At 72.0% G+C, this 20802-nt stretch carries 13 protein-coding genes; all 13 read right to left on the reverse strand.

Annotated elements, in window-relative coordinates:
* Positions 1-40: 40 nt before the first annotated feature.
* The 13 genes from DES41_RS38705 to DES41_RS38305 all read right to left on the reverse strand — a co-directional run bounded on the left by DES41_RS38705 (position 41) and on the right by DES41_RS38305 (position 20802).
* On the reverse strand, positions 41-1267 hold the full coding sequence (locus DES41_RS38705) for a hypothetical protein (RefSeq protein WP_211332921.1): 1227 nt from the start codon (positions 1265-1267) through the stop codon (positions 41-43).
* A gap of 58 nt (positions 1268-1325) precedes the next feature.
* Positions 1326-2417 (reverse strand): eCIS core domain-containing protein, encoded by a 1092-nt coding sequence (locus DES41_RS05200; RefSeq protein ID WP_114466507.1) that lies wholly within the window; start codon positions 2415-2417, stop codon positions 1326-1328.
* Positions 2414-4909 (reverse strand): putative Ig domain-containing protein, encoded by a 2496-nt coding sequence (locus DES41_RS05205; protein WP_114466508.1) that lies wholly within the window; start codon positions 4907-4909, stop codon positions 2414-2416. Before DES41_RS05205 ends, DES41_RS05200 begins: the two co-directional genes overlap by 4 nt.
* Positions 4906-6255 carry an ATP-binding protein gene (locus tag DES41_RS05210; protein WP_245965570.1) on the reverse strand — a complete coding sequence of 450 codons (1350 nt, stop codon included), beginning with the start codon at positions 6253-6255 and terminating at the stop codon, positions 4906-4908. Before DES41_RS05210 ends, DES41_RS05205 begins: the two co-directional genes overlap by 4 nt.
* A gap of 7 nt (positions 6256-6262) precedes the next feature.
* Positions 6263-9916 (reverse strand): contractile injection system tape measure protein, encoded by a 3654-nt coding sequence (locus DES41_RS05215; RefSeq protein ID WP_114466510.1) that lies wholly within the window; start codon positions 9914-9916, stop codon positions 6263-6265.
* Positions 9917-10015: 99 nt separating this feature from the next.
* Entirely contained in the window at positions 10016-12619 is a 2604-nt protein-coding gene (locus tag DES41_RS05220) for a hypothetical protein (RefSeq protein ID WP_114466511.1), read from the reverse strand.
* Positions 12616-13410: a hypothetical protein gene (locus tag DES41_RS05225; protein WP_114466512.1), complete on the reverse strand. Its 795-nt coding sequence runs from the start codon at positions 13408-13410 to the stop codon at positions 12616-12618. The genes DES41_RS05220 and DES41_RS05225 overlap by 4 nt, the downstream gene beginning before the upstream one ends.
* On the reverse strand, positions 13407-17228 hold the full coding sequence (locus DES41_RS05230; RefSeq protein WP_114466513.1) for a hypothetical protein: 3822 nt from the start codon (positions 17226-17228) through the stop codon (positions 13407-13409). The genes DES41_RS05225 and DES41_RS05230 overlap by 4 nt, the downstream gene beginning before the upstream one ends.
* Positions 17225-17650, reverse strand: coding sequence for a GPW/gp25 family protein (locus DES41_RS05235; protein ID WP_114466514.1), 426 nt, complete (start codon positions 17648-17650; stop codon positions 17225-17227). Before DES41_RS05235 ends, DES41_RS05230 begins: the two co-directional genes overlap by 4 nt.
* Before the next feature lie 192 nt (positions 17651-17842).
* Positions 17843-18142: a PAAR domain-containing protein gene (locus DES41_RS05240; RefSeq protein WP_114466515.1), complete on the reverse strand. Its 300-nt coding sequence runs from the start codon at positions 18140-18142 to the stop codon at positions 17843-17845.
* A gap of 9 nt (positions 18143-18151) precedes the next feature.
* On the reverse strand, positions 18152-19942 hold the full coding sequence (gene vgrG, locus DES41_RS05245; RefSeq protein ID WP_114466516.1) for a type VI secretion system tip protein VgrG: 1791 nt from the start codon (positions 19940-19942) through the stop codon (positions 18152-18154).
* 4 nt (positions 19943-19946) lie between these two features.
* Positions 19947-20630, reverse strand: coding sequence for a LysM peptidoglycan-binding domain-containing protein (locus tag DES41_RS05250; protein ID WP_114466517.1), 684 nt, complete (start codon positions 20628-20630; stop codon positions 19947-19949).
* Between the two features lies 1 nt (position 20631).
* Entirely contained in the window at positions 20632-20802 is a 171-nt protein-coding gene (locus tag DES41_RS38305) for a DUF5908 family protein (RefSeq protein WP_170168097.1), read from the reverse strand.

Consider the following 20802-nt stretch of genomic DNA (forward strand, 5'->3'; position numbering starts at 1 on the left):
ACTGGACAGTTCCGGGCACAGTTGGACCTGCGCAGCCGCCCTATCCTTTGCCCTCATGGCGTGCGTCGGCTCGCGAAGTCGCCGCGTCTGCCCCTGCATCGGCCGATGCAACCGACCCTCGTGTGGTCCTCCACGCGTTGAACCCTTCGTTGAATTCCTCCCTGGTCACCAGGTTGTAGTTTTTGGGGCCCAGCACGAGCATGTCGGTCACATGTGCGTTTCCCACCTTCCAGACAGAGTTGTCGGCCGCCGCCTGATTGGCATTGACGTGCATCGCGTCAGACCGTCTGGCCCCGAATTCCCTCACGGTGGCCCATGGCTTGCCGATTTGCTCGGAAACGATGCGTTTGGCAGCTTCCAGGAAGCTGTCCGTCGCCAGCATCTTTTCTTGCACATGCTGGCCATCCCTCACCTTCTGCAGAAAACCCAGCATCAACGGCCGAATCTCTTCACGCATGGCGACAGCGGCCGCGTCCTCCTCGTCGATGCGCTTGAACTCTTCACCGATCTGCACAAAGCGCTTCTTGATCACCGCCAAGAGCTCATCCCAGGCGCCGTCACCTCTAGCGTCTTCTTGCGGCAGACCCTCATTCTTCGCCTTTGTGTCATGGATGACCGCCAAGTTCATGGCGATCCGCAGGTGCACTGGGTCGGAAAACACCGTCGCGGCGGCACCGGTGCTCGAATCCGATGAATGCCGGTATTCCTGCTCCTCGAAGTAGCCGTTGAAGCCCATGGCCCGGACATAGGTCTTCTCGTTCTGACGCCCATTGGTCTGGCCGACCTCGCTGTGGTGTTCGCCTGCCACATTCAATTTTCCGGATGCCAGCTTCTCTCTCTGGGCGACAGCGCCATGGAGAGCGCCCATGGGCAAAGGATGCGTGTCACTGGGCGAGACCGAGGCCATCGCCGCTTGCGCTTCCCACGACGCCACTCTCAAGCCCATCGCATCCGCCTCCCTCTCCAGCACCGCACCGTTACTGACCGCCGCTCCCGCCATCTGCATCGTCGGCTGCGCCCGCCCCTGCGCCTGCTGCACCACATGCCAGGCCTCGTGCGGCGTTGGCGCCTCCATGCGCGCCTGTAACGGCTGCCCGTCCCTCAAGCTGGCCGTCTGCGCCACCTCCCCGAACGCCGCCTCGATCCGTGCCCGTTGCGCCACCATGCGCGGGCTGTCGCGCAACGGATCGGGCGCGCCAGCCGACCACCGCAGCTGCGGCGCCCCCACGCGTGCGCCGTCGCTCTGTCTTTGCTTCGTCTCATTCATGGCATACCCGCTCTCGTTGGAAGGTCGCGACAGCACACCAGCGAGGCTGGTGCGAGCTTCAGCTCCCCTGGTTCGACGGGCCGCAGTGAAACACCCTGCGCCTCCAGATCACATCCGTGATGTTGCCGACGGTGACGGTGCGATTGGTCACCTCGTAAGCCACGGTGCACGTCTTGGAGATGTGCTCCCAGCTGTTCTGGAATGTGCCCATCTCGATCGTGTTCACACCGTTCGCCTCACCCCCGTCGGCCACATAGTCCTCGATGTATTGGCACAGCGTGCCGTCGTTGGTGATGCCGTAGGCCTGCCCCCAGCCGTCGGCATAGTGGCCCCTGGCCGACGGGAGGATGTTCCACGCTTGCACGTCCGCAACCGCCTGCCAGGCCTGTTGGGCCTGCTGCTGCGCCAGTAGAACCTGCTGGGCCTGCTGCTGCTGCAAGCCTGCTTCATGCGCTTCGGCCTCGCCCTTGGTCGCGAAGTAGCTGTGCGGCGCCAGAGTCGTGTACCACTTGTCCTTGTGTATGCCCCAGGGCGCGGTGTTCTGCTTGACTTCGCGCTGTACCGGTGCGGCGCCCCCCATGCTGGCTGACTCGGACGCATCCGGCACAGCACGCTGCGCGAAACCGCCGCGGGCACGCTCGCCCATCGCGTCGGCCTCGGCCTCCAGGGCCGCTTCGTCGTTCACGCCCACGCCGCCTTGCAGCTGCACCGTCGGCCGCACCCGCCCCTGCGCCTGCTGCGCCACATGCCAGGCCTCGTGCGGCAGATGCTGCTCCTGCCCCGGCCCCAGATGGATGTCGTTCCCCTGCGCATAGGCCAGCGCGTTGAGCTGCGCCGGCCTGTCGGAATTGCGGTGCACGCGCACGTCCGACATGTCCATGCCCGACAGCGACTCGATGCCCGCTTTCAGCTGGTTCGGCATGCCCGTCTCGTTCTGCGGCGCCGCGGTCTCCATGCGCGCCTGCAGCGGCTCCTCGTCCTCCAGCCCTCCCGCCTTCTGCGCCACCGCACCGAACGCCGCATCGATCCGCGCCCGCTGTGCCACCAGGCGCGGGCTGTCACGCAACGGGTCCGCCGCACCAGCCGACCGCCGCGCTCGCTCCTGCAACACCTGCGCGCTGTCGCGCTCCGCATGAACAGCTTCTTTCATGGCACCCCCACTCTCGGTTTGAACGTCGCAAACACACTGCCCCAGAACAACACCAGGATCAGCACATACAGCAGGAAATTGCCGCTGCGCAGTTGCGCCAGCGCCGGGTCGCAGTTCAGCAGCAGCGGCGCCACCAGCAGGATCAGGAAGCCCCCGACCCACAGCGCCAGCTGGTAGCGCCGGCCGATGCGGCGCACGCGGCAGTTCCAGGCGTACAGCGCGATGCCCACCGTCTCGGCCAGCAGCAGCGCCTCCAGCAGCAGGCGCAGCGGCACACGGTTCGGGCAGGTCAGGTCGCAGACCCAGGTCAGCGTGCCGCGGGTCGGGCCGTAGTTGCGCTGCACCAGCGCGCGCACGGCATCGGCCTCGCCCACGCCCGCGGTGGTCGCCGGCCACAGGCCGACACCGCCGTAAGTCCACTTGATGTAGGCCAGGTCACGGTCGAGCCGGTCGCTGGCGACCGGCGGCAAGGGCTGCATCTTGTCGCCGCGCTCGTGGAACAGCACCGGCATCACGCTCTCCAGGAACGCGATGCGGCGGTGCGCGACCAGCGCGGCGGCGGCGTCGATGCGCGCGCGCAGCGCCGTGGTGGTGTCCTCGGTCGGCCCGTCCAGCAGCACGAGGAAGGTGACGGTCAGGTCGGTCTTGCCGCGGTAGGCCTTCTTGTCGCTCTCCTCCACGCTCTTGCTGCTGCGCGGCGGCTCGGCCGCCTCCATAAAGTCCATGAGGTCCTGGAAGTTGTAGGCGCCCGTGTCGCCCAGCTGCTGCCCCGGCACCACCACGTTGACGTAGTAGGGCCGGCCGGTGGCCTGCATCTCGACCACCAGGCGCTGCAGGAACAGCTTGAGGAAGCGCCCGAAGGCCTGCTGCTGCGGCCCCTCGGTCGGCGAGTCCTCGAAGAACACGGTGACGCCGTCGTACACGTGCGGCGACTCGCGCCAGCTGGGCAGCAGGAAGCCGTTCACGCGCGCGGCCAGGTCCTCGTGGCGGGTGTCGGCCACGATCACGGCGTTGCGCGCCGCCACGTGCGCCACCTCGTCGATCTGCGCCGCGGGCCGGTTCAAGAGCGAGGACCAATCGCGCCGGTACAGCACCAGGTCCATGCGCGTGCCGTGGCGCTGCGCCTCGCGTGCGAAGCCGCTGGCCTGGCCATCCCAGCCTGGCGGACGCGCCCAGTTGCCGGAGTTGCTGAGCACCGCGCCCATGTACGACAGCCGCGTGTAGACGCTGAAGTCCACCGACAGCGGCGCCTCGCCGGCGATCCAGTAGGGCACGAAGCCCAGCACTTCGTTCTCGTTGCGCGGGGTCGAGCAACCGCAGCCGTCGCCGGACAGGCGCAGCGGCTTGGCGTCGCCGAAGGGGTGGCGCTTTTCGGCCAGGGTGACGATCTCGTCGCGGGTGGCGGCCGGCAGCAACCCGTCGTAGAAGCTGCGCAGCGGCACGCCGCCCCGCGCCGGCGCCGGCCGGCGCGCCGCCGCTGGCGGCTCCGGCGGGCAGCGCTCGTCCACCGCCATGCCGCGCTTGAGCGCCATCTCGCGCACATGGGCCCGGTAATAGACGCAGCGGGCCTGCTCCAGCGCGTTGACGAACAGCGCGCGCGTGGGGTATTCGATGTCGACCAGCGGCTGCAGCAAGGCCTTGAGCTGCTCTTCCGTCGGTGCCTGCATCAGCGGCTCGGCGGTGGCGGCCAGCGGGATCGGCGTGCCCTCGGCCGCCTCCGACTGCGCGCCCGGCGCGGTGGCGGGCAGTTGCTCGGGCATCAGCCGCGCGAGGTCGGCCGGCGTCAGCTTGTAGCTCGCCGGCAGGCCGACATGCTGGTTGGCGGTGGCGTCGGCCTCTGCCGGCGTCAGCGACGTCAATGCCGGCGCAGGTGCCGGCGCCGCGCGGACCGCCGGTGCCGAAGCGGCCGGACGCGGCGACGGCGGCAGGCCCACGTACAGCACATAGGCCTGCTGTTCCTCGACGGCCGGCTGCGCGGCGTCCTGCACGCTCAGCACAAAGCGGAAGCTGCCGGTGGTGGTGGGCTGGCCGCTGAGGCGGCCGTCCTCACCCAGCCGCAAACCCGGCGGCAGCTGGCCATCGACCTTGAAGCGGTAGGGCGGCATGCCACCTTTGGCGACCTGGTGGGGCCCGTAGGCCACGCCGCGGCGGCCGGAGGGCAGCGTCACGGTCTGGTAGACCAGCCGCAGGTCGGCCGGGCTCGTGCCTTGCAGCGACAGGCTCGGGGCAGGCGGCGCCGCAGCCGCCGGGGCCGGCGTCGGCGGTGCCGCAGGCCATGCCGGCGGCACCGACGTGGCCGAAGCAGTAGAAGCAGCCGAAGCAGCAGAAGCGGCGGGCGCCGCAGCGGCAGGCGGCGCCGCCGCCGACGACGAGGCCGCGCGCAGCCCCAGGCACAGCACCGTCGCCAGCAGTGCCCCCGCCAGCATCAGGCGCAGCCGGGCGCACTGCGCGCAGCGCGTCGTCGGTTCCCGGCGGGCATCGGTGCGGTTCATGCCGTGCGCCCCTCCTTGCGCAATTCCTTGGCGATGCCCTTGCGCAGGTCGTCGGCCCCGATGCGCTCGCGCGCGCCCTGCAGCGCCGCCAGCGCGCCGGAGCGCACCACGTTGGCGATCGCACCGCCCGACAGCACATGCCGGTCGGCCAGCGCGGCGAGGTCGACATCGGCGTGCAGCCGGCCGGTGTGGCCCAGCATGCCGTGCCACAGCCGCAGGCGCTGCTCGGCGTCGGGCATCGGGAACTGCACCAGCGACTGGAAGCGCCGTGCGAACGCCTCGTCGATGTTGGCCTTGAGGTTGGTCGCCAGGATCACCGTGCCGGGGAAATCCTCCACGCGCTGCAGCAGGTACGAGACTTCCTGGTTGGCGTAGCGGTCGTTCGAGCTCGACGTGGCAGTGCGCTTGCCGAACAGCGCGTCGGCCTCGTCGAAGAACAGGATCCATCGGCGGCTCTGCGCCTGGTCGAACACCTGGGCCAGGTTCTTCTCGGTCTCGCCGATGTACTTGGACACCACCATCGACAGGTCGATGCGGTAGACGTCGGCCCCCACGGCCTGGCCGATCAAGGTGGCGGTCAGCGTCTTGCCGGTGCCGGGCGGGCCGAAGAACAGGGCCCGGTAGCCAGGCTTGAGCGCCTTGTCGAGCTGCCACTCGCCGAGCAGCCGGCTGCCGTGGCGGTACCACGCGACGATGCTCTGCACTTCCTCCATCACATCGGCGTCGAGCACCAGGTCGTCCCAGCCCAGCCGCGTGCCGATGCGCCGCGCCGGAAAGCCGCTGCCGTAGTCGGGCTTGCGGACCTCGCCGGTGACGAGGCGCTGCAGCACGTCGCGGCCCACCTGCAGCGCGGCATGGAGCCAGGGCTCGCCTGGCGCCTCGTGCTGCAGTTGCAGCAGGCGATGGCGGCGCAGCGGGCGGTCCTCGTCCAGCAGCTGCTGCGCGGCGAAGCGCGGCGCCAGCGCCTCGCCGGCCAGCATGAACGCCGCGGTCTCGGCAGTCGGCAAAAAGCCGGTGTGGGCGCGGCCCTTGCAGCCGCCGAACTCGGTGAAGCCACGGTCCAGCGTGCTGTTGCGCACGCACAGAATGTCCAGCAGTTGCGGGCGCAGGTGCGGCGCCAGGGCAAGCGCCAGCACGAGGCGCTCGTCGGCGTCCAGGCCGGCCTCGCGCACCAGGCCGGCGTAGCCGCTGCCATCGTCCAGCAGCGGCACGGGGATGCGCGCCAGCGCGCCGGCATCGGCCTGCTGCCCGAAATGCAGGCCGATGCGCGCCTGCAGCACCTGCTCCAGCCAGGCGAGCTCGCGCTCCAGCGCGTCGGCGCTGGCCGCCGTGGTCGCCGGCTCCAAGCGGGTGTCAGCGCCATTCCACATGCAGCACCTGTTTCATCCACGGATGGCGGATCGTCGCGTAGCCCCAGGGCAGCTGGTCGATCAGCATGTCGAAGGGGCCGGGCACCACCTGCAGCTGCCACGCGTCGTCCTGGTGCTGGAGCCGGCCCTCGCGCCGCAGGAAGGTCTCGCGCAGGCCGGCCACCGAGGTCGTGCCCAGCACCTTCCAGTGCTGCACCACCGCGCCGAGCAGGCCGTCGATGGCGTCACGCTCGGCCGCGCTGGCCTCGAACACGCGCGCCACGGGCGTGGCCTGCTCCACGCCGCAGAGCAGCTTGTTGAGCACCAGCGCCGGCTCGGGCGCGTCGGCCTCGCCGGTCACCAGCAACTGCAGCAACTGCACGCCGCGCAGGGCGGCCGCGGCATCGACGAACGCACGCTCGTCGGCCAGCCCCAGCATGGCGAACAGCCGCGGCATGTACGACGCCACCAGCACCAGGCCGGCGTTGCCGACCGGCAGCGTCTCGGGCAGCTCGGGCGGCGGGAATTCGAAGGCCGGTGCGGGCAGCCCGGGCGGCGAAAGCGTCGCGGCAGGGACCAGCGGTGCCGACGGGGCAGCGGGCGCGCGGCGCGCGCGTGCGGTCCAGCCCAGCGCTGCGGCAGCTGCCGCCAGCACTGCCGTGGCAGCCTGCACGGCGCGGTCGAACCAGCGGGGCGTGCTCTGCGCCGGTACGGCCACGATCTGCGTGCGCACATCCTCGGCATAAGCAGCGGCATCGAACAGCGCGGCACTGCTTTGCTGTGCATGCTGCAGCGTGGCCTGCCACAGCAGCTGGCGCCGGCCGGCCAGCTCGGCAGCGGCAGCCTGCGTGCCCGCGGCCACGCTGGCGATCCAGTTCTGCACGGCACCCGTCAGCGCGTGGCCCCACCACAGCGCCAGCACCTGCGGCAGCAGCGCCTCGGGCATTGCCCGTACCAGGCGCTGGCGCACCGCCGCAGGCTCGGCCTGGCGCTGCAGCGTGGCCTTGAGCCAGGCGCCGTCGGCCTGCAGCAGTGGCGCCCAGGCCGGTGCCAGTGCCAGCAGCGGATCGTTGGCTTGCGCTGTGGCCACGCCTGCCTCCAGCGCGGCCTGCAGCTGCAGGCGCAGCAACGCCACCCCGGTGCCGGGCTGCGCCGCGGAGGATGCCAGTGCGTGGGCCAGCACCGCCTCCCACAGCAGGGCGGCACGGGCCGTGCCCGGGCTGGCGCCAGCGGCCGGTGTCGCCACCTGCAGCAGCCGTGCGACGGCCGTGGGCTGGCCGGGCATCAGCGCCTGCACCAGCGCGCCCAGCCAGGCCGCATCGAACTGCGTGGCCAGCCGGCGCACGAGACGGGGCCGGTCGTCCATGGCGCGCAGTGCGGCGGCCAGCGCGATGGGGCTGCGGCGCAGCGCCGTGGCGGCGAGTTGCTGCGCGTCCGGGCCGGCGCGGTCCGAGAGGTGGCCATGGCGCAGGTAGTGCAGCAGCGGCGCGAGCGCGTCGGCCGTGTCGGCTGTTTCGGCTGTGTCGGCTGTGTCGGAGCCGTGCCGCGACGCAGCGGCATCGGGCAGCACCAGGCTTGCCGCGGCCGGCCCTGCCGCCGGCAGTGCGGGCCCGCCGCGGGCCGGCAGCGCGGGATGTGCCATGGCCTGGCCGAGCACGGCCTGCCACGCCAGCACCGCACTGCCGGCCGGCACGGTGGCAGTGTGTGCGGTGGCCTGCAGCAGGCGTGCGGCGGCGGCGGGCTCGCCCGGCATCAACGCATGCACCAGACCGGCCAGCCAGTCGGCGTGGAACTGCGTGGCCAGTCGGTCCAGCAGCCTGGGCCGCGCGTCCAGCGCGCGCAGGGCGGCCGCCAGCGCGGGGCCGTCGTCGCGCAGCAGTGCGGTGGCCAGCTGTTGCGCGTCCTCGCTGGCAGGCACCGGCAGGTGGCCGTGCCGCAGGTAGTGCAGCAAGGCCGGCAAGCCGGCCGGCCCCTGCCCGCCAGCGCGCCCGGCAGCATGCGTCGGAGCGGTGTCGGCCGGGCCATCGCCGCGCCACAGCGCCATGGCCTGCGCCGCGACCGCACCGGGCAATGCCCGCAGGAGGCGTTGCCGCACGGCCACGCCATCGCCCAGGCGCTGCAACGTGGTGCGCAGCCAGGCGCGGTCGTCCTGCAGCAGCGGCGCCCAGACCGCTGCCAGCGCCAGCAGCGGATCGCTGGCGTGCGGAGTGACATCGCCCGCGTCCAGTGCCAGGCGCAACTGCGCGCGCAACAGCGCCTGGCCGAAGCGCTGCGGCGTGCCGGCATGGTCGAGCGCCTCGCCGAGCACAGCCTCCCACAGCAGCGCAGCGCCTGCGTTGCCGCGCCCGGCCCGCGTGGCTGGCGCCGCGGCCTCCAGCAGCCGCCGGGCCGCGGCCGGCTCGCCGGGCAGGAGCGCCTGCACCAGCGCAGCCAGCGACGCGGCGTCGAACTGTGCCACCAGCCGGCGCAGCAGGCGCGGCCGGTCGCCCATGGTGCGCAACGCAGCGGCCAGGGCGGGGGCGTCCTGCTCCAGCACCTCGGCCGCCAGGCGCTGGGCGTCTGCGCCGCGCGCGTCCCAGGGCATGTGGCCATGCAGCAGGTAGTGCAGCAGCGTGTCGAGCCGGTCCGGCGCGCCTTCATCGTGCGGCGCGGCCCCTTCGTCGGCCGCCGCCGCTGCACCGGCCTCGGCCGCGCCGCCCAGGTCTTGCGCGGTCGCGGCCTGGTCGGTGCCGAGCCACAGCGCCTTGAGCTGTGCCAGCAGCGCCTCGGGCACGGCCCGCGCGATGCGCCGGCGCACGGCGGCGCTGTCGCCCAGACGCTGCAGCGTGCCCTGCAGCCAGGTGCGGTCGCTGCGCAGCAATGGCGCCCAGGCCGATGCCAGTGCCAGCAGCGGATCGCTGGCGTGCGGCGTGACATCGCCTGCGTCCAGCGCCACGCGCAGCTGTGCGCGCAGCAGCGCCACGCTGACGGCGTGCGGCGAGCCGGCGTGCGCCAGCGCCTGTTCCAGCACGGCCTGCCACAGCAGCGCACCGTTCTCGCTGCCGCGGCCGGTGCCGCTGGCCAGCGCGCCGGCCTGCAGGAGACGCGCCGCGGCGGCGGGCTCGCCGGGCATCAGCGCCTGCACCAGTGCGGCCAGCCAGCCCGCGTCGAACTGGGCCGCCAGCCGCCGCAGCAGCCGGGGCCGGTCGTCCAGCGCGCGCAGCGCAGCAGCCAGTGCCGTGGCGCTGTGCTGCAGCACCTCGGCCCCCAGGCGCTGCGGGTCTTCGCCGTGCGCCTGCCAGGGCATGTGGCCGTGGCGCAGGTAGTGCAGCAGCGCCTCCAGCCGGGCCTGCGGGCGCGTGCGCTGCACCGCCCCGGCCCGGCGTTGCGCCGCGGCCATGCCGGCCGGCCCGCGCAGATCGGACAGGCGTTCCTGCAGCCGCTCGCGCAGGCGCTGCGCCCAGGTCTCCTCCATGCGGTCGGCCGGCACCTCGCCCAGGTCGAGCGCCAGTTCGTCGATGTGCCAGACCTCGTCGGGCCCGCAGGCCGCGTCGAACAGGTCGTCGATGATGCGCAGCGCCTCGCCCTGGGCGAACGCCGCCAGCCGAGCCTCTGCCTCGGGCGCAGCCAGGCCGCCGTCGAAGGCAGCGTCGACCTGCAGGTGCTCGATCAGGTGCATGGCAGCTCCCCTACGGGGATGGCCGCAGCGACAGCCGAGGCCTGGAGCGGGCATCGGTCGGCAACACGCGGTGCGCCCGTCCAGACAGGGGTGGCCAATCTACGCAAGGCCTTGCAGGGAGGGCTCTTCGCCCTCGCCAGCCTCGGGGTCCGGCGCGCCGGGCGGTACCAGGCACGCGATCACCGCGCAGGCCGCTGCGTCGGCCTCGTCTGCCAGCAGTTGGTCACCGGGCGCTGCGTGCAGCTTGCGCCGCGCCGCAAGCCAGGGCTCCCAACAGGCCTCGAACTTCTGCATCGCGTCGAAATCCAGCCAGCGGCATTGCAGCGACAGGTGCGACGGGCAGCTGATGCGCAGTGTTTCCTCGGCGAAATGGCGGAACGCCGGTTGCCAGGTGCGCGCCGTCCAGCCCGGCAGCACCACGGTGATCCGCAGCGCGTGGAAGTCCGCCGGCAGCCTCAGCCGGGCATGCGGACGCCCGTGCGGCTGCGTTGGTCCGCCGGCCAGCGGCCGCAACAGCACATGCTCGACCACGTGCATGCCCTCGCTCTCCTGGTGCAGGCACAGCAGGAACCAGCGCAGGCTGGCCGCCGCGCGCTGGGCGCCAGCGGCATCTGCGTAATCGCCCAGGTGCCACCAGCGGCCCTCCTCGTCCGGGCCCAGCACCAGGCGCTGCGTGGCCTGCGCTGCAGCGCCGCCCTGCGTGCCGGCCGGCGCCAGCACGCGGTAGTGGCTGCGCCACACGCCAACGCGGAACAGCGCCTGCGGCAACGGCCCGCGCAACACCGGCATGCGCTGCAGGTCCTCCTGCACCTCGACCAGGGTCTCCGGCTCCACGGCGTGGCCAGCCGGATGGCCGGCCTGCGCCACATCGGCCGGCACCTGCAGCGCGGCGTGGCGCGCCCCGGGCTCGGCCACCAGCGCCAGCCGCTGGCGTTGCAGCGCCTGCACCAGCGCGCGCGGGTGGCGAAAGCGCAGGCCCAGCAGCAGCCCGGCGCGGCGCTGCAGGCCGCTGCAGTTGACGGGCTCGTCGCCGTCCAAAGGCACGCGCTGGTCGCTCTCCGACAGCGCGTCGGCCAGCGGCTGGCCGGGGTGGAAGCCGCTGGCGCGGTCGCGCGTCAGGCCGACGATCTGGCGCAGGTACTCCGCCTTGTTCTGCAGCAACAGCGTCTCCAGCTCCCGCGGCGTGTGGTAGCTGCCGAACTGGCGCATCGAGTTCTGCGTGTAGGTCTCGCCGTAGAGCGCCAGCAGGTGGTCCAGCGCCCGGCTCTTGCGCTGTGCGTAGCGGTCGAACGGCTCGGCCATCTCCTGGGCGATCTGCGCGGCCGGCTTCAGCAGCAGCCGCTCCACGCCGGGCACGCTGTCCGGGCCGACCATCTGCGTCCACAGCGTCTGCGGCGATCCGCAGTTGACCGAGAACAGCTCGCGCACATGCTGCAGCTGCGCCAGCCCCTGCGCGATGACCTGCTCCATCAGCAGCAGGTAGGCCTTGAGCTGCTGTGCGCTCGCCTGTGCCTGTGGCGGCGCCGAGGCCGGCACCCCGTTGCGGCCCACGCCGTAGACCGCGGGCAGCAGCTGCTGCACCGAGTGGTAGCGGTCGAGCGCGCGGTGCTGGCCGCGCGGCAGCACGGCCGTGGCGCGGCGGGCCTGGTCGGCCTGGCCGCGCGCGCGGTTGGCGCGGCGTGCGGCGCGCAGGTCGTCCAGCTTGCGGCACAGCTCCACGGTGGACACGCCGACGGGGTTGCCCCGCCGCGTGACGGCGATGGTGGCCGGCGCACCTTCGGCCGGCAGCGCCAGCCGCAGCGCCCGCGTCGCGTCACGCCAGAACACCGAGCCGCCGCCGCCCGACATGGCGCCCGCGGCGGCAGGATCGGTCAGCCGCAGCTCTGACAGCCGCACCAGCACGACGCCATCGACCTGCCGGACCACGTCGGCCAGGTCGGACAGGAACAGCCGCTCCACGCCGCCATGCACCGGCGGCAGGTCGTCGATGAAGCCGTGCCGCTGCACCGGCCCGGTGTAGATCCCCTCCAGCGACTCGCCGGCCCGCAGCCGCTCGTCCAGCCCCCGGGCGATGGGCGCCCGGGCGACGAAGCGGTCGCAACGGTCGTAGACCTCGGCCAGCACGTCGAGCGCATCGCGCGGGCCGCCGATCTCGATCTGGGCGTGCAGCGCGCAAGCCACGTCCTCGGTGCAATCCACGCGCAGGTCCAGGTCCTCGCCCAGGTTGCGCTGGTGCAGGAAGGCGTCGCGCGCAGCGGCGATGCGCTGCGCCTGGCTGGCGTCCGCGCCCTGCGACAGCTTGAGCACCAGCCGCACGACGCCGTCGCCGAGCGGCAGCACGGTCGCGTCGTCCAGCCCCGGCACTGCATCGAGCAGCACGCGCCGGTAGTCGGCCAGCGTGGTCGCCCGGCAAGGGAAGGCCATCGCCGGCGGGTGCAACGACAGCGCCTCGAAATGGATCTCGCCGTCCTTGCTGGTCAGGTGGTCGGCCACCGGGAAGCCGGCGCGGTAGGCCACGTCGGTCATCGAGAAGCACAGCTGCTCCAGCAAGGTGATGCCGGGGTCGTGCAGGTTGTGGTCGGTCCAGGTCGTGCCGCTGGCCGCCTGCAGCCAGGCAATGCCCTGCGCGCGCAACTGCGCGAAGTCGCTGGCGCTGGCCACGTGCGCCAGATCCGGCGGGTCCGCGCTGGCCGACGGGTTCATGAAGCGCAGCCCTCCATCGTCGCGTCGAACCACAGCCGCGTGAGCGCCGCCTGGATGCGCACGCCGCTGCCGTAATCGCACTTGGTGCGCACCTGCAGGCGGTAGCTCGCGTTGCGCCCGCTGCTGCCCTCCCAGCGCAGTTCCAGCCGGTCGCAGCGCTTGCCGTACCAGGTGTCGCTGCTGCGGATGTGCTTCTTGCGCGAGAACAGGTCCAGCCAGCTGGTGGTCGGGTTGTAGGTGTTCAGCGCGACGGCGTGCAGCATGGCGTAGCGCCCGGCGCCCGGGCTGCCCACACCGGCCATCACCTCGAAGCCCTGGCAGCCGGCGAGCGGGCCGGTCAGGTCGTGCCATTCGCCATCGGCCACGGGCGGCGCCACGCCGGGCCAGCTGCAGCTGCCGGTGCGGCCTTCCGATGCCACGGTGCCGGCCACGTCCAGCGTCTCGCGCGGCGCGGCCGTGCCGATGCCCACGCGGTCCTGCGCATCCAGCGCCAGCACCGGCGCGCTTGCGCGCGAGGCGCCGACCCCGCCGTGGTGGAACAGCAGCTGGTCGCGGTCGCCGCCGTAGCCCATCGACCACAGCGGCGTATGGGCGCTCTGCTCGCGGTAGAAGCTGGCCAGCGCGTCGTAGCCGGCGGGCGTGGAGATTTCGATGCCGTTCTCGGCCGATTTGCGAAAGCCCTCGTCGCTCATGTTGAGCATCGAGTCGACCAGGTCGCCGAAATGGTCGGGCGTGGGCAGGCTGCCCTTGTCGAAGAAGCGGCGCAAGGTGTCGCGGTTGCGGATCGTCATGCGCCACCTCCGGACGCCGTGCCGAGCACGAAGGTGCTGCCGATGGCCAGCAGCGCGATGCCGGTCGGCTGCGGCGCGGGGTCGGCATCGCCCTCGCCGGCGGCCAGGATGTGCTGCGGCATCGGCACGGCGATGCTCCAGGGCGTGCGGGCCTTCGCGTGGCCGCGTCGCGCGTCGGCGCCGGCCTGCTCCCGCTCCTCCCCCGCGCCCCGCCGGGCCGTGTCGCCCAAGGTGTAGAGGGCGTCGTCGCTGCAGGCCACATGCAGCAACGACAGCTGCGCGATGTCGCGCACGCCCTCGATGCGGCGCAGCTGCGCCTCCATCTCCTCGCTGCGCACGACCCAGTCGAAGTCCACGCCGTAGCCGCCGTCGAACCATGGCGACAGCAGCTCCACCACCCGGGTGTTGATGCGCTGCAGGGCCTCGCCCACGTGCACGCCGCTCGCCAGGCCGACGTTGCAGCGCAGCTGCAGCCGGTCGTAGGCCGGGTTGCGTACCACGATCTTCGCGAACGGCGAGGCGCGCGCCTGCAGGTGTTCGGCCATGCGCTGCAGTTCAACCGCGTTGAAGCGCGGCAGCGCGGTGGCGGATGCCGCAGCGTTGCGCGGCACCTGCGGCACCACCACGGCCACCACCTGGCCGGCCGGCGGGCGTGGCTGGCCGTGCGCGGCGATCTCGTCGCCGGACAGGCAGCGCACCTTGCAGATGCCGGGAAACTGCTCCAGCAACAGGCGTTCGGCATCCCAGGCGTTGCTCGCGCGCTGCTTGTGCTGCAGCCGCTCGCCGGCGCGCGCGTACAGCGCACGGCCGTCCTCGGGCGCGCGCAGTCCGAACGAGGCGCCGACCTGCTGCACGCCGGCCAGGCCAGGCAGCGAGGCGCTGGGCTTGGTGATGCGCCCGTGCGGCACGATGGCCAGCGCCGCCACGCCCGGCGCCAGCGCGCGGCGCGCGCGCAGCGCATGGGCCTGCACCGCCTGCAGCGAGGCGAAGCCGTCGAAGCCGCGGTCGGTCGACACGCGCAGCCAGTACAGGCCCTTCGGCATCACCGTGTTCTCCCGCGTCAGGTCGCCCGGCAGGTCCAGCGTCACGATGCCCGAGGTCAGGAAGCCCTCGGTGCTGTCCGACAGCACCCGCTCGGGCGGCAGCGGGCGCCAATGCGCGCCAGCCAGCGTGGCCCAGCGCAGGCCGCCGCGCTGCGCACCGGGCAGCATCGCGTCGGCAGCCGATTCGCAGAGCTGGAACAGCAGCGTCAGCACGCCGCCCGGCTGGCCGGCGGACAGGCCGATGTACAGGTTGCCGTCGTCATCGAGCCGCGGCATCAGGCCATGGGCCACGCCGGTGGCGGCCGAATGCAGCGCCTCGATGCCGAACGGGTGCAGGTGCATCAGGCGCTCGACGTCCTCGGCAGGCGCCACCCGGCCCGGTGCGTCGGGCCGGTCGTGGTGGTGGGCGTCGGTCAGCCGGACCACGCCGCTGGCCGTGTACGACAGCGTCAGCCGCTCGACCAGTGGCGCATAGGGCGGGTTGGGCAGCGGCTGCTGGCGGCGCAGGGGGCGCGTGCGGGCATTGGCGGTGACGGTGTCGGCCAGCACGTTCGGGTAGGCCGCATGCCCGAAGGCGCCACGCGGCCCGGTCAACTGCAGCCGGTACAGGCCGTTGCGCGGCCAGGCCAGGCCCCATTCGTCCGGGTGGCTGGCGCGGCTGTGCTTGCGCACCGAGCCCGGGTCGACCTCGATGTCCATGGCCAGCGGCAGCTCGCCGGCACCGGCCCGGCCGAACAGCGGCTGGTGGGCCGACGCACCCAGGCAGGGTTGCCAGTGCCCGTCGCTCAGGATCGCCAGCGCCACGCGGAAGTCGCCAATGCGCTGCTCGTCCGGGTAGCCGCGGTAATAGGCGTCGAAGCCGCCCGCCTCCGTCGGCAGGCCGCCCCATTCGACATGCAGGCACAACCGCTCGATGTTCTTGCAGGCCACCTCGGCCGCGCCGACCACCAGGTAGGACGACAGCGTGGGCAGCGGCCCGAACGGCGCGAAGGCCTTGGTCGGGTCGAGCCGGCCGAGGTTGTTGTGCAACACCACGTCGCGCACGCCGTCGGCGCTGACCTGCAGCCGCGCCTCGGCCAGCGGCAGGTCGGCCAGCAGCGAATACGGATACAGCCGCCCCTGCGTGCTGAGCTCGATGCGCAGCAGCGGCAGCCGGGTGTTCCAGTCGGCCCCGTGCAGCGCCGGGTCGCAGCCGACGATCGGCGGCGCGTCGGGACGCAGCCGCAGCGCGATCGACAAGCCGCAGCCCGCGCTGCGCGACAGGTGCACGTCGCTGGCTTCCAGCCAGCCGGTGCTGGCGCTCAGGTGCAGCTTGAGCAGGCCGCGGACCAGCCGCTCGAACACCAGCCGGCGCTCCGGCACCAGCGGGCCCACCAGCAGGCACAGCGGATCGCCAGCGCTGGTGGGCGGCCGCTGGCCGGGGCGCAGCACGCCGTCAGCCGCCCTGCGCAGGCGCTGCAGCTGCTGTGGCGTGAGGTCGGCCTGGCTGACCAGCAGCCAGTGGCCCAGCAAACGGCCGAAGGCGTTGTGCCGGGCCGTGTCGCCGCTGGCGGCTTCCACCGCGTGCACGCAGTCTTCCAGGCCGCCTGGCGAGCCGGCCATCGGCAGGTCGATGCGGATCTGGCGTGCGCCCTCGCGCAGCAACAGCAGCGGCGAGGCGATGGCCAGGCCCAGCCGCGCGTCCTCGGCGCCGTGCCCACGGCCGCCGCCGAACAACGGCGCCGCCGGCTCCGACGGCCGTTGCAGACGCGTGGCCTTGGCCCGCGTGACGAAGCCGAAGGCATGCTCGGGCGAGATCAGCGCATCGCGCTCCAGCCGCAGCGTGCACAGCGCGGCGACGGCGGCATCGGTCACGACCAGCGGCGCCGCGCTGTGGAAGTGCATCGGCTGCCCCTGTGCATCCTTGCCGGCCTCGAACACGGTGCCCTGCGGCACCTGCAACACGCCGTCGCCCGCGGCGTCGCGCGTGCAGGCCAGGTGCACCTCGTCGGCCACCGCGCCGGCCTGGCCCAGGCCGAGGCATTCGCGGTAGTAGAAGTCGGCATGCCGCGCGCTGAAGCGGTTCAGGTCGCGCTGCACCGTCTCCCACAGCTTGAGGAACGCGATCAGCAGGCCGGCGGCCGGCTCGTGCGTGCCGGTCTGCAGCGTGGCGGGCAGCAGCTCGCGGGCCAGCACCTGCAGGGCGCCGATGGCGCTGACGAACGCGACATAGCGCTCGCGCAGCAGTTCGCGCTCGGCACGGCCAGGGGGCGCGGCGCGCACCGGCGCATCGGGCTTCCAGATGTCGGCCAGCCGCGCGCGCTTGCGGTCGATGCGCGCGCCGTCCCAGGCCGACGCCCCGAAGCGCTGGTAGACCCAGCGCAGGTCGTCGCCGAGCTGCTGGTCGGCCAGCTGGTGGATGCGCGCGCGGAACGCCCGCGAGGCCATGTCCGCGTGCCCGTCGAGCGACTTGAACCAGAGGTCGAGCCACTGGGCCAGTTCGGCGACCTGCCAGGCCAGGTGCTCCAGCGGCGCGGTGTCGGCCTCTTGCAGGAACGCGCGCCGCAGCGCGCGCACGTCGATGCTGGCGATGCGCGCCAGCACCAGCGTGACATCGCTTGCGAACATGCGGCTCCAGTTGCCGCTGTCGCGCAGGTCCAGGCCGACGAAGCGCAGGTGCTGCGCCAGCGTGGCGCTCATGGCCACGCGCTGCGCGAACGACAGCTCGTCCACGCCGAACCGGTCGGGCGCCAACGCGTCCGGGAAGCGCTCGTCCTGCGACGTGCCGGCGGTCATGCGCTCGCCTCTCGCCAGCCGCCGTCGCGCAGGTACAGCGGGAACACCATGTTGTCGCTGGTGTTGCTGCTGCGGATGGTGTAGTTCAACTTCAGGCGCAGGACGCCGTCGTACATCTGCTCGGTGTCGATGTCGATGCCGTCCAGCGTGATGCGCACCTCGAAGAACAGCACCGCCTTCTCGACCAGGCTGCGGATCTCGGTCAGCGTGCTCTCGGTGATGTTCTCAAACACCATGCGCTGCAGCCCGCAACCGTAGGTCGGGTGCATCACGCGCTCGCCAGGCACGGTGGACAGCAGGATGCGCAGGCTCTCGCGCACGTCCTGTTCCTGCGAGACCATGAGGGCATGCAGCGTGCCACCGTCGAAGGCCGGCGGAAACGCCCAGCCGGTGCCCAGGAAGTCGCGTCCTGCTTGCGTCATCGCCGGGCTCCAGCACACTGCGGGCAGGCCATTGCGGACACGGCCCGGCTGGCAAGCAAAGCCTCCGAAGGCCGCGGAGCAGGCCATGCCAGCAGACGCCGCGGAACTGGCTCTGCCAGGGCGCTGGCGGCGCCCCTGGAGGGGGATGGGATGGCTACACGCAGTGAGCCAGCCAAACGGGGTGGGTTCATCTCAGCCGCCGATGATCACGGTGGGCCAGCCCAGGACGACAGAGCCGCCGTGCGCCGTGGTGTCGCCGACGCGGGCGGCCGGGCGCCCGCCGATCAGCACCGTCAACGAGCCCTTGATGATGGCGTCCGGCGGCCCCACGCAGGTGCAGGTGTCGCCCAGCACCGCGGCCACGAGGTTGCCGATCAGCACCGTCGGCACGCCCGGCCCGATCACCGGCCCGCCCACGTGCGGGATCGGCGGCAGCCCCGGCGTGACCATCGGGCAGGCATGCATGTCGGTGAGGCGGGCGGCTGGGGGCATGGCAGGGCCTCAATTGATCATCACGATGGCGCCCTTGACCACGGTCTGCCCGGCGGCCGAGAGTTCGGCGCTGGCGTTGCCCGTGGCCTTCAGGCCCACCTGCGCGGCGCAGTTCACGTTCATGCCGTCCACCGTCACATCGGCCGTGGCGCTGGCGGCGATGTTGCGCAGCGCCTTCAGCGTGATGTTGCCCTTGGCGTTGATGAGGATGTCCTTGGGGCTGTCCAGCGTGATGCCGCCGGGCGCCATCTCCACCATGTTGCCGGTCTCGTCCTGCAGCACGATGGACTTGAGCTTGTCGTTGATCACGATCTTGTTGTTCTGCGGCGTGGTGACCGTGATGATGTGGTCGGTCTCCTGGAACTCGATCTTGGACTTGCAGCGCGTGACGATGGCCTTGATGTCGTTCCTGGCCTCCAGCGGGTACGGCGGCGGGCGCTTGCTGCTGTACAGGCTGCCCAGCACCACCGGGTGCGAGGGGTCGTCGGCGAAGTAGCCCAGCACCACCTCGTCGCCCACCTCCGGCAGGAAGAAGGCGCCGAAGCTGCTGCTGCCGTGGAACTGCATGAGCCGCGCCCAGATGCCCGCCGTGCGGGCCTGCAGCACCGGCACGCCGACCTGCACGCGCACCTCGCCGGCGGGATCGGCATCGAGCTTCATCACCACGCCCACCTGCATGCCATGCACGCCAGGCAGCAGGCCGGCGCCGGGCGGCGCGGCCACGTCGGTGCGCTCGACGAACCAGTCCGGGGACAGGCCGAACTCGGCCTCGGTCGTCCAGGCGCCGTCGCCGATCTCGTGGTGCAGTCCGGTGACGAAGACCTTGCCCGAGAAGCGCTTGCCCACGCCCACCAGTTCGATCAGCCCGCCCACCAGCGCCAGCGCAGAACCCTGGAAGCGCATGCGCCCGCGCAACCGCGCCAGCCCGGCCTTGAGCTGCAGCGCCTTGGCCCATTGCTGCAGCGTCTCGGCCGCCTGCGGCGCGCCGGACTGCAGCCGGTACGTGGCCAGCCCGACCACCTGGGCCAGCGTGGCCGAATCCAGGTCGCCCTGCAACGGCAGCGTGGCCGGCCGGCTCTCGGTGCCCTCCACCGCGGCCTGGGTCTTCATGTCCCACGAGAACGCCTGGGCGCTGGCGTACTGGCCGCGCGCATCGATGTCCGCGTGGAAGTCGATCAGGTCCTGGCCATAGGTGACCGCCAGTGCGGCCGCCCGGTCTACCGGCGCCTTGACCGCCAGCTTGCCGTCGGTGGCGACGACCAGCAGCCCGTTGGCATCGGCACGCGACAGCATGAAATCCCAGTCGCTGCAGTAATGCTGGGCGATCTCGCGGTGGCTGGCCCCGGTGGCGTCCACGTCGATGTCCATGGCATGGCCCTGCGCCAGCGTGGTGATGATGTCGCTGTCGCTCTGGTCGATGAAGTTCGCGTTGCGCCGGCCCACCGTCATGCGCACCGCCCGGTCGCGGCATTCGATGACCAGGCGCGCCTCGTTGTCGCCACGGATCTGCACACCGTGCCGCACGACGATGCCCTCGAACAGCGGCTTCAGGTCGTCGCCATAGCCGGCATGGATGGCCAGCACCACGCCTGGCTTGAAGTGCTCGCCGTCGCTCACCGGAAAGCTGCGCTCGGGCATGTCGCCGTCGAGCAGTTCGATGCGCGCCGACGGAACGCTGTTGACGGCACGGCGCACGCTGACCGACATCATCTGCACGCTCTCATCCAGCGCCACGCCGTCGGCGTACAACTGCACGCGCACCACGCCTTCGGCGTTCTCCATGGGCGAGACAGCTGGCATGGGGCTAGACCTTCTCCGTCGGCATCGTCAGTTCCGTGCCGGGCCTGACCTGCAGCAGGCTGTCCAGGTTGTTGGCGCGCGCGACGGTGGCCAGCCGGTCGCTGGAGTCCCGGTAGTGGCGCGCGCAGACCGACGCCAGCGTGTCGCCCTCGCGCACGGCGATGCGGCCGACGCCGGACTGCTGGTTGCTCACGAGCTTGCCTTCCTTCTTGCTCATCGCGCCCTTGAAGCCGAGCTCGATGCGCGCGCGCAGCGGCTCGCCGCTTGGCTTGAACAGCGTGTACTGCGTCGTCATCGATTCGAGCCGGCCGAAGAAGATCAGCGTGCCCCACAGCAGCCGCACGTGCGGCGGCTCGTTCTCCTGCGGCACGTACTCGTACACGACGCGGTTGAGCCTGGCGATCTGCAGCTTGAGGTCGACCGGCTTGTTGTTCGGCGAAGGCACCACGCCGGTGCCGTCCAGAACGATGGTGAAGCCGACCTTCTCCAGCTCCATGGTGCTGAACTTGGGGTCGGTGCCCAGGCCGCCCTGTGTCGTCTGCCCGTCGTAGCGCACGCCGTAGCTGTGCCGGAACTCGGACGGGTTGATCTGCGCGGTGAACGTGACCGCGTTGTCGAGCTTGATGGTGCCGTCCTGCGCCACGCTGTAGCGCGTCATCAGCAGATGGGTGAGCTGGCCGGTGTCCATCTCAACGCTCCCGTTGTGCCTGCAACTGGCCGGCGACCCAGGCCTTGCACTCGGCCAGCAGCTGCTCGCGCAGGCGCTGCAGGTCGGCCGCCGCCACCGCGGCGCGCGGTGCCGGCGCGGGGCTCGCGTTGACCTGCGAGCGGATCAGCAATTGGCGTACTTCGATGCCCAT

This window comes from Pseudorhodoferax soli (assembly GCF_003337555.1).
Taxonomy (GTDB): Bacteria; Pseudomonadota; Gammaproteobacteria; order Burkholderiales; family Burkholderiaceae_C; genus Pseudorhodoferax; species Pseudorhodoferax soli.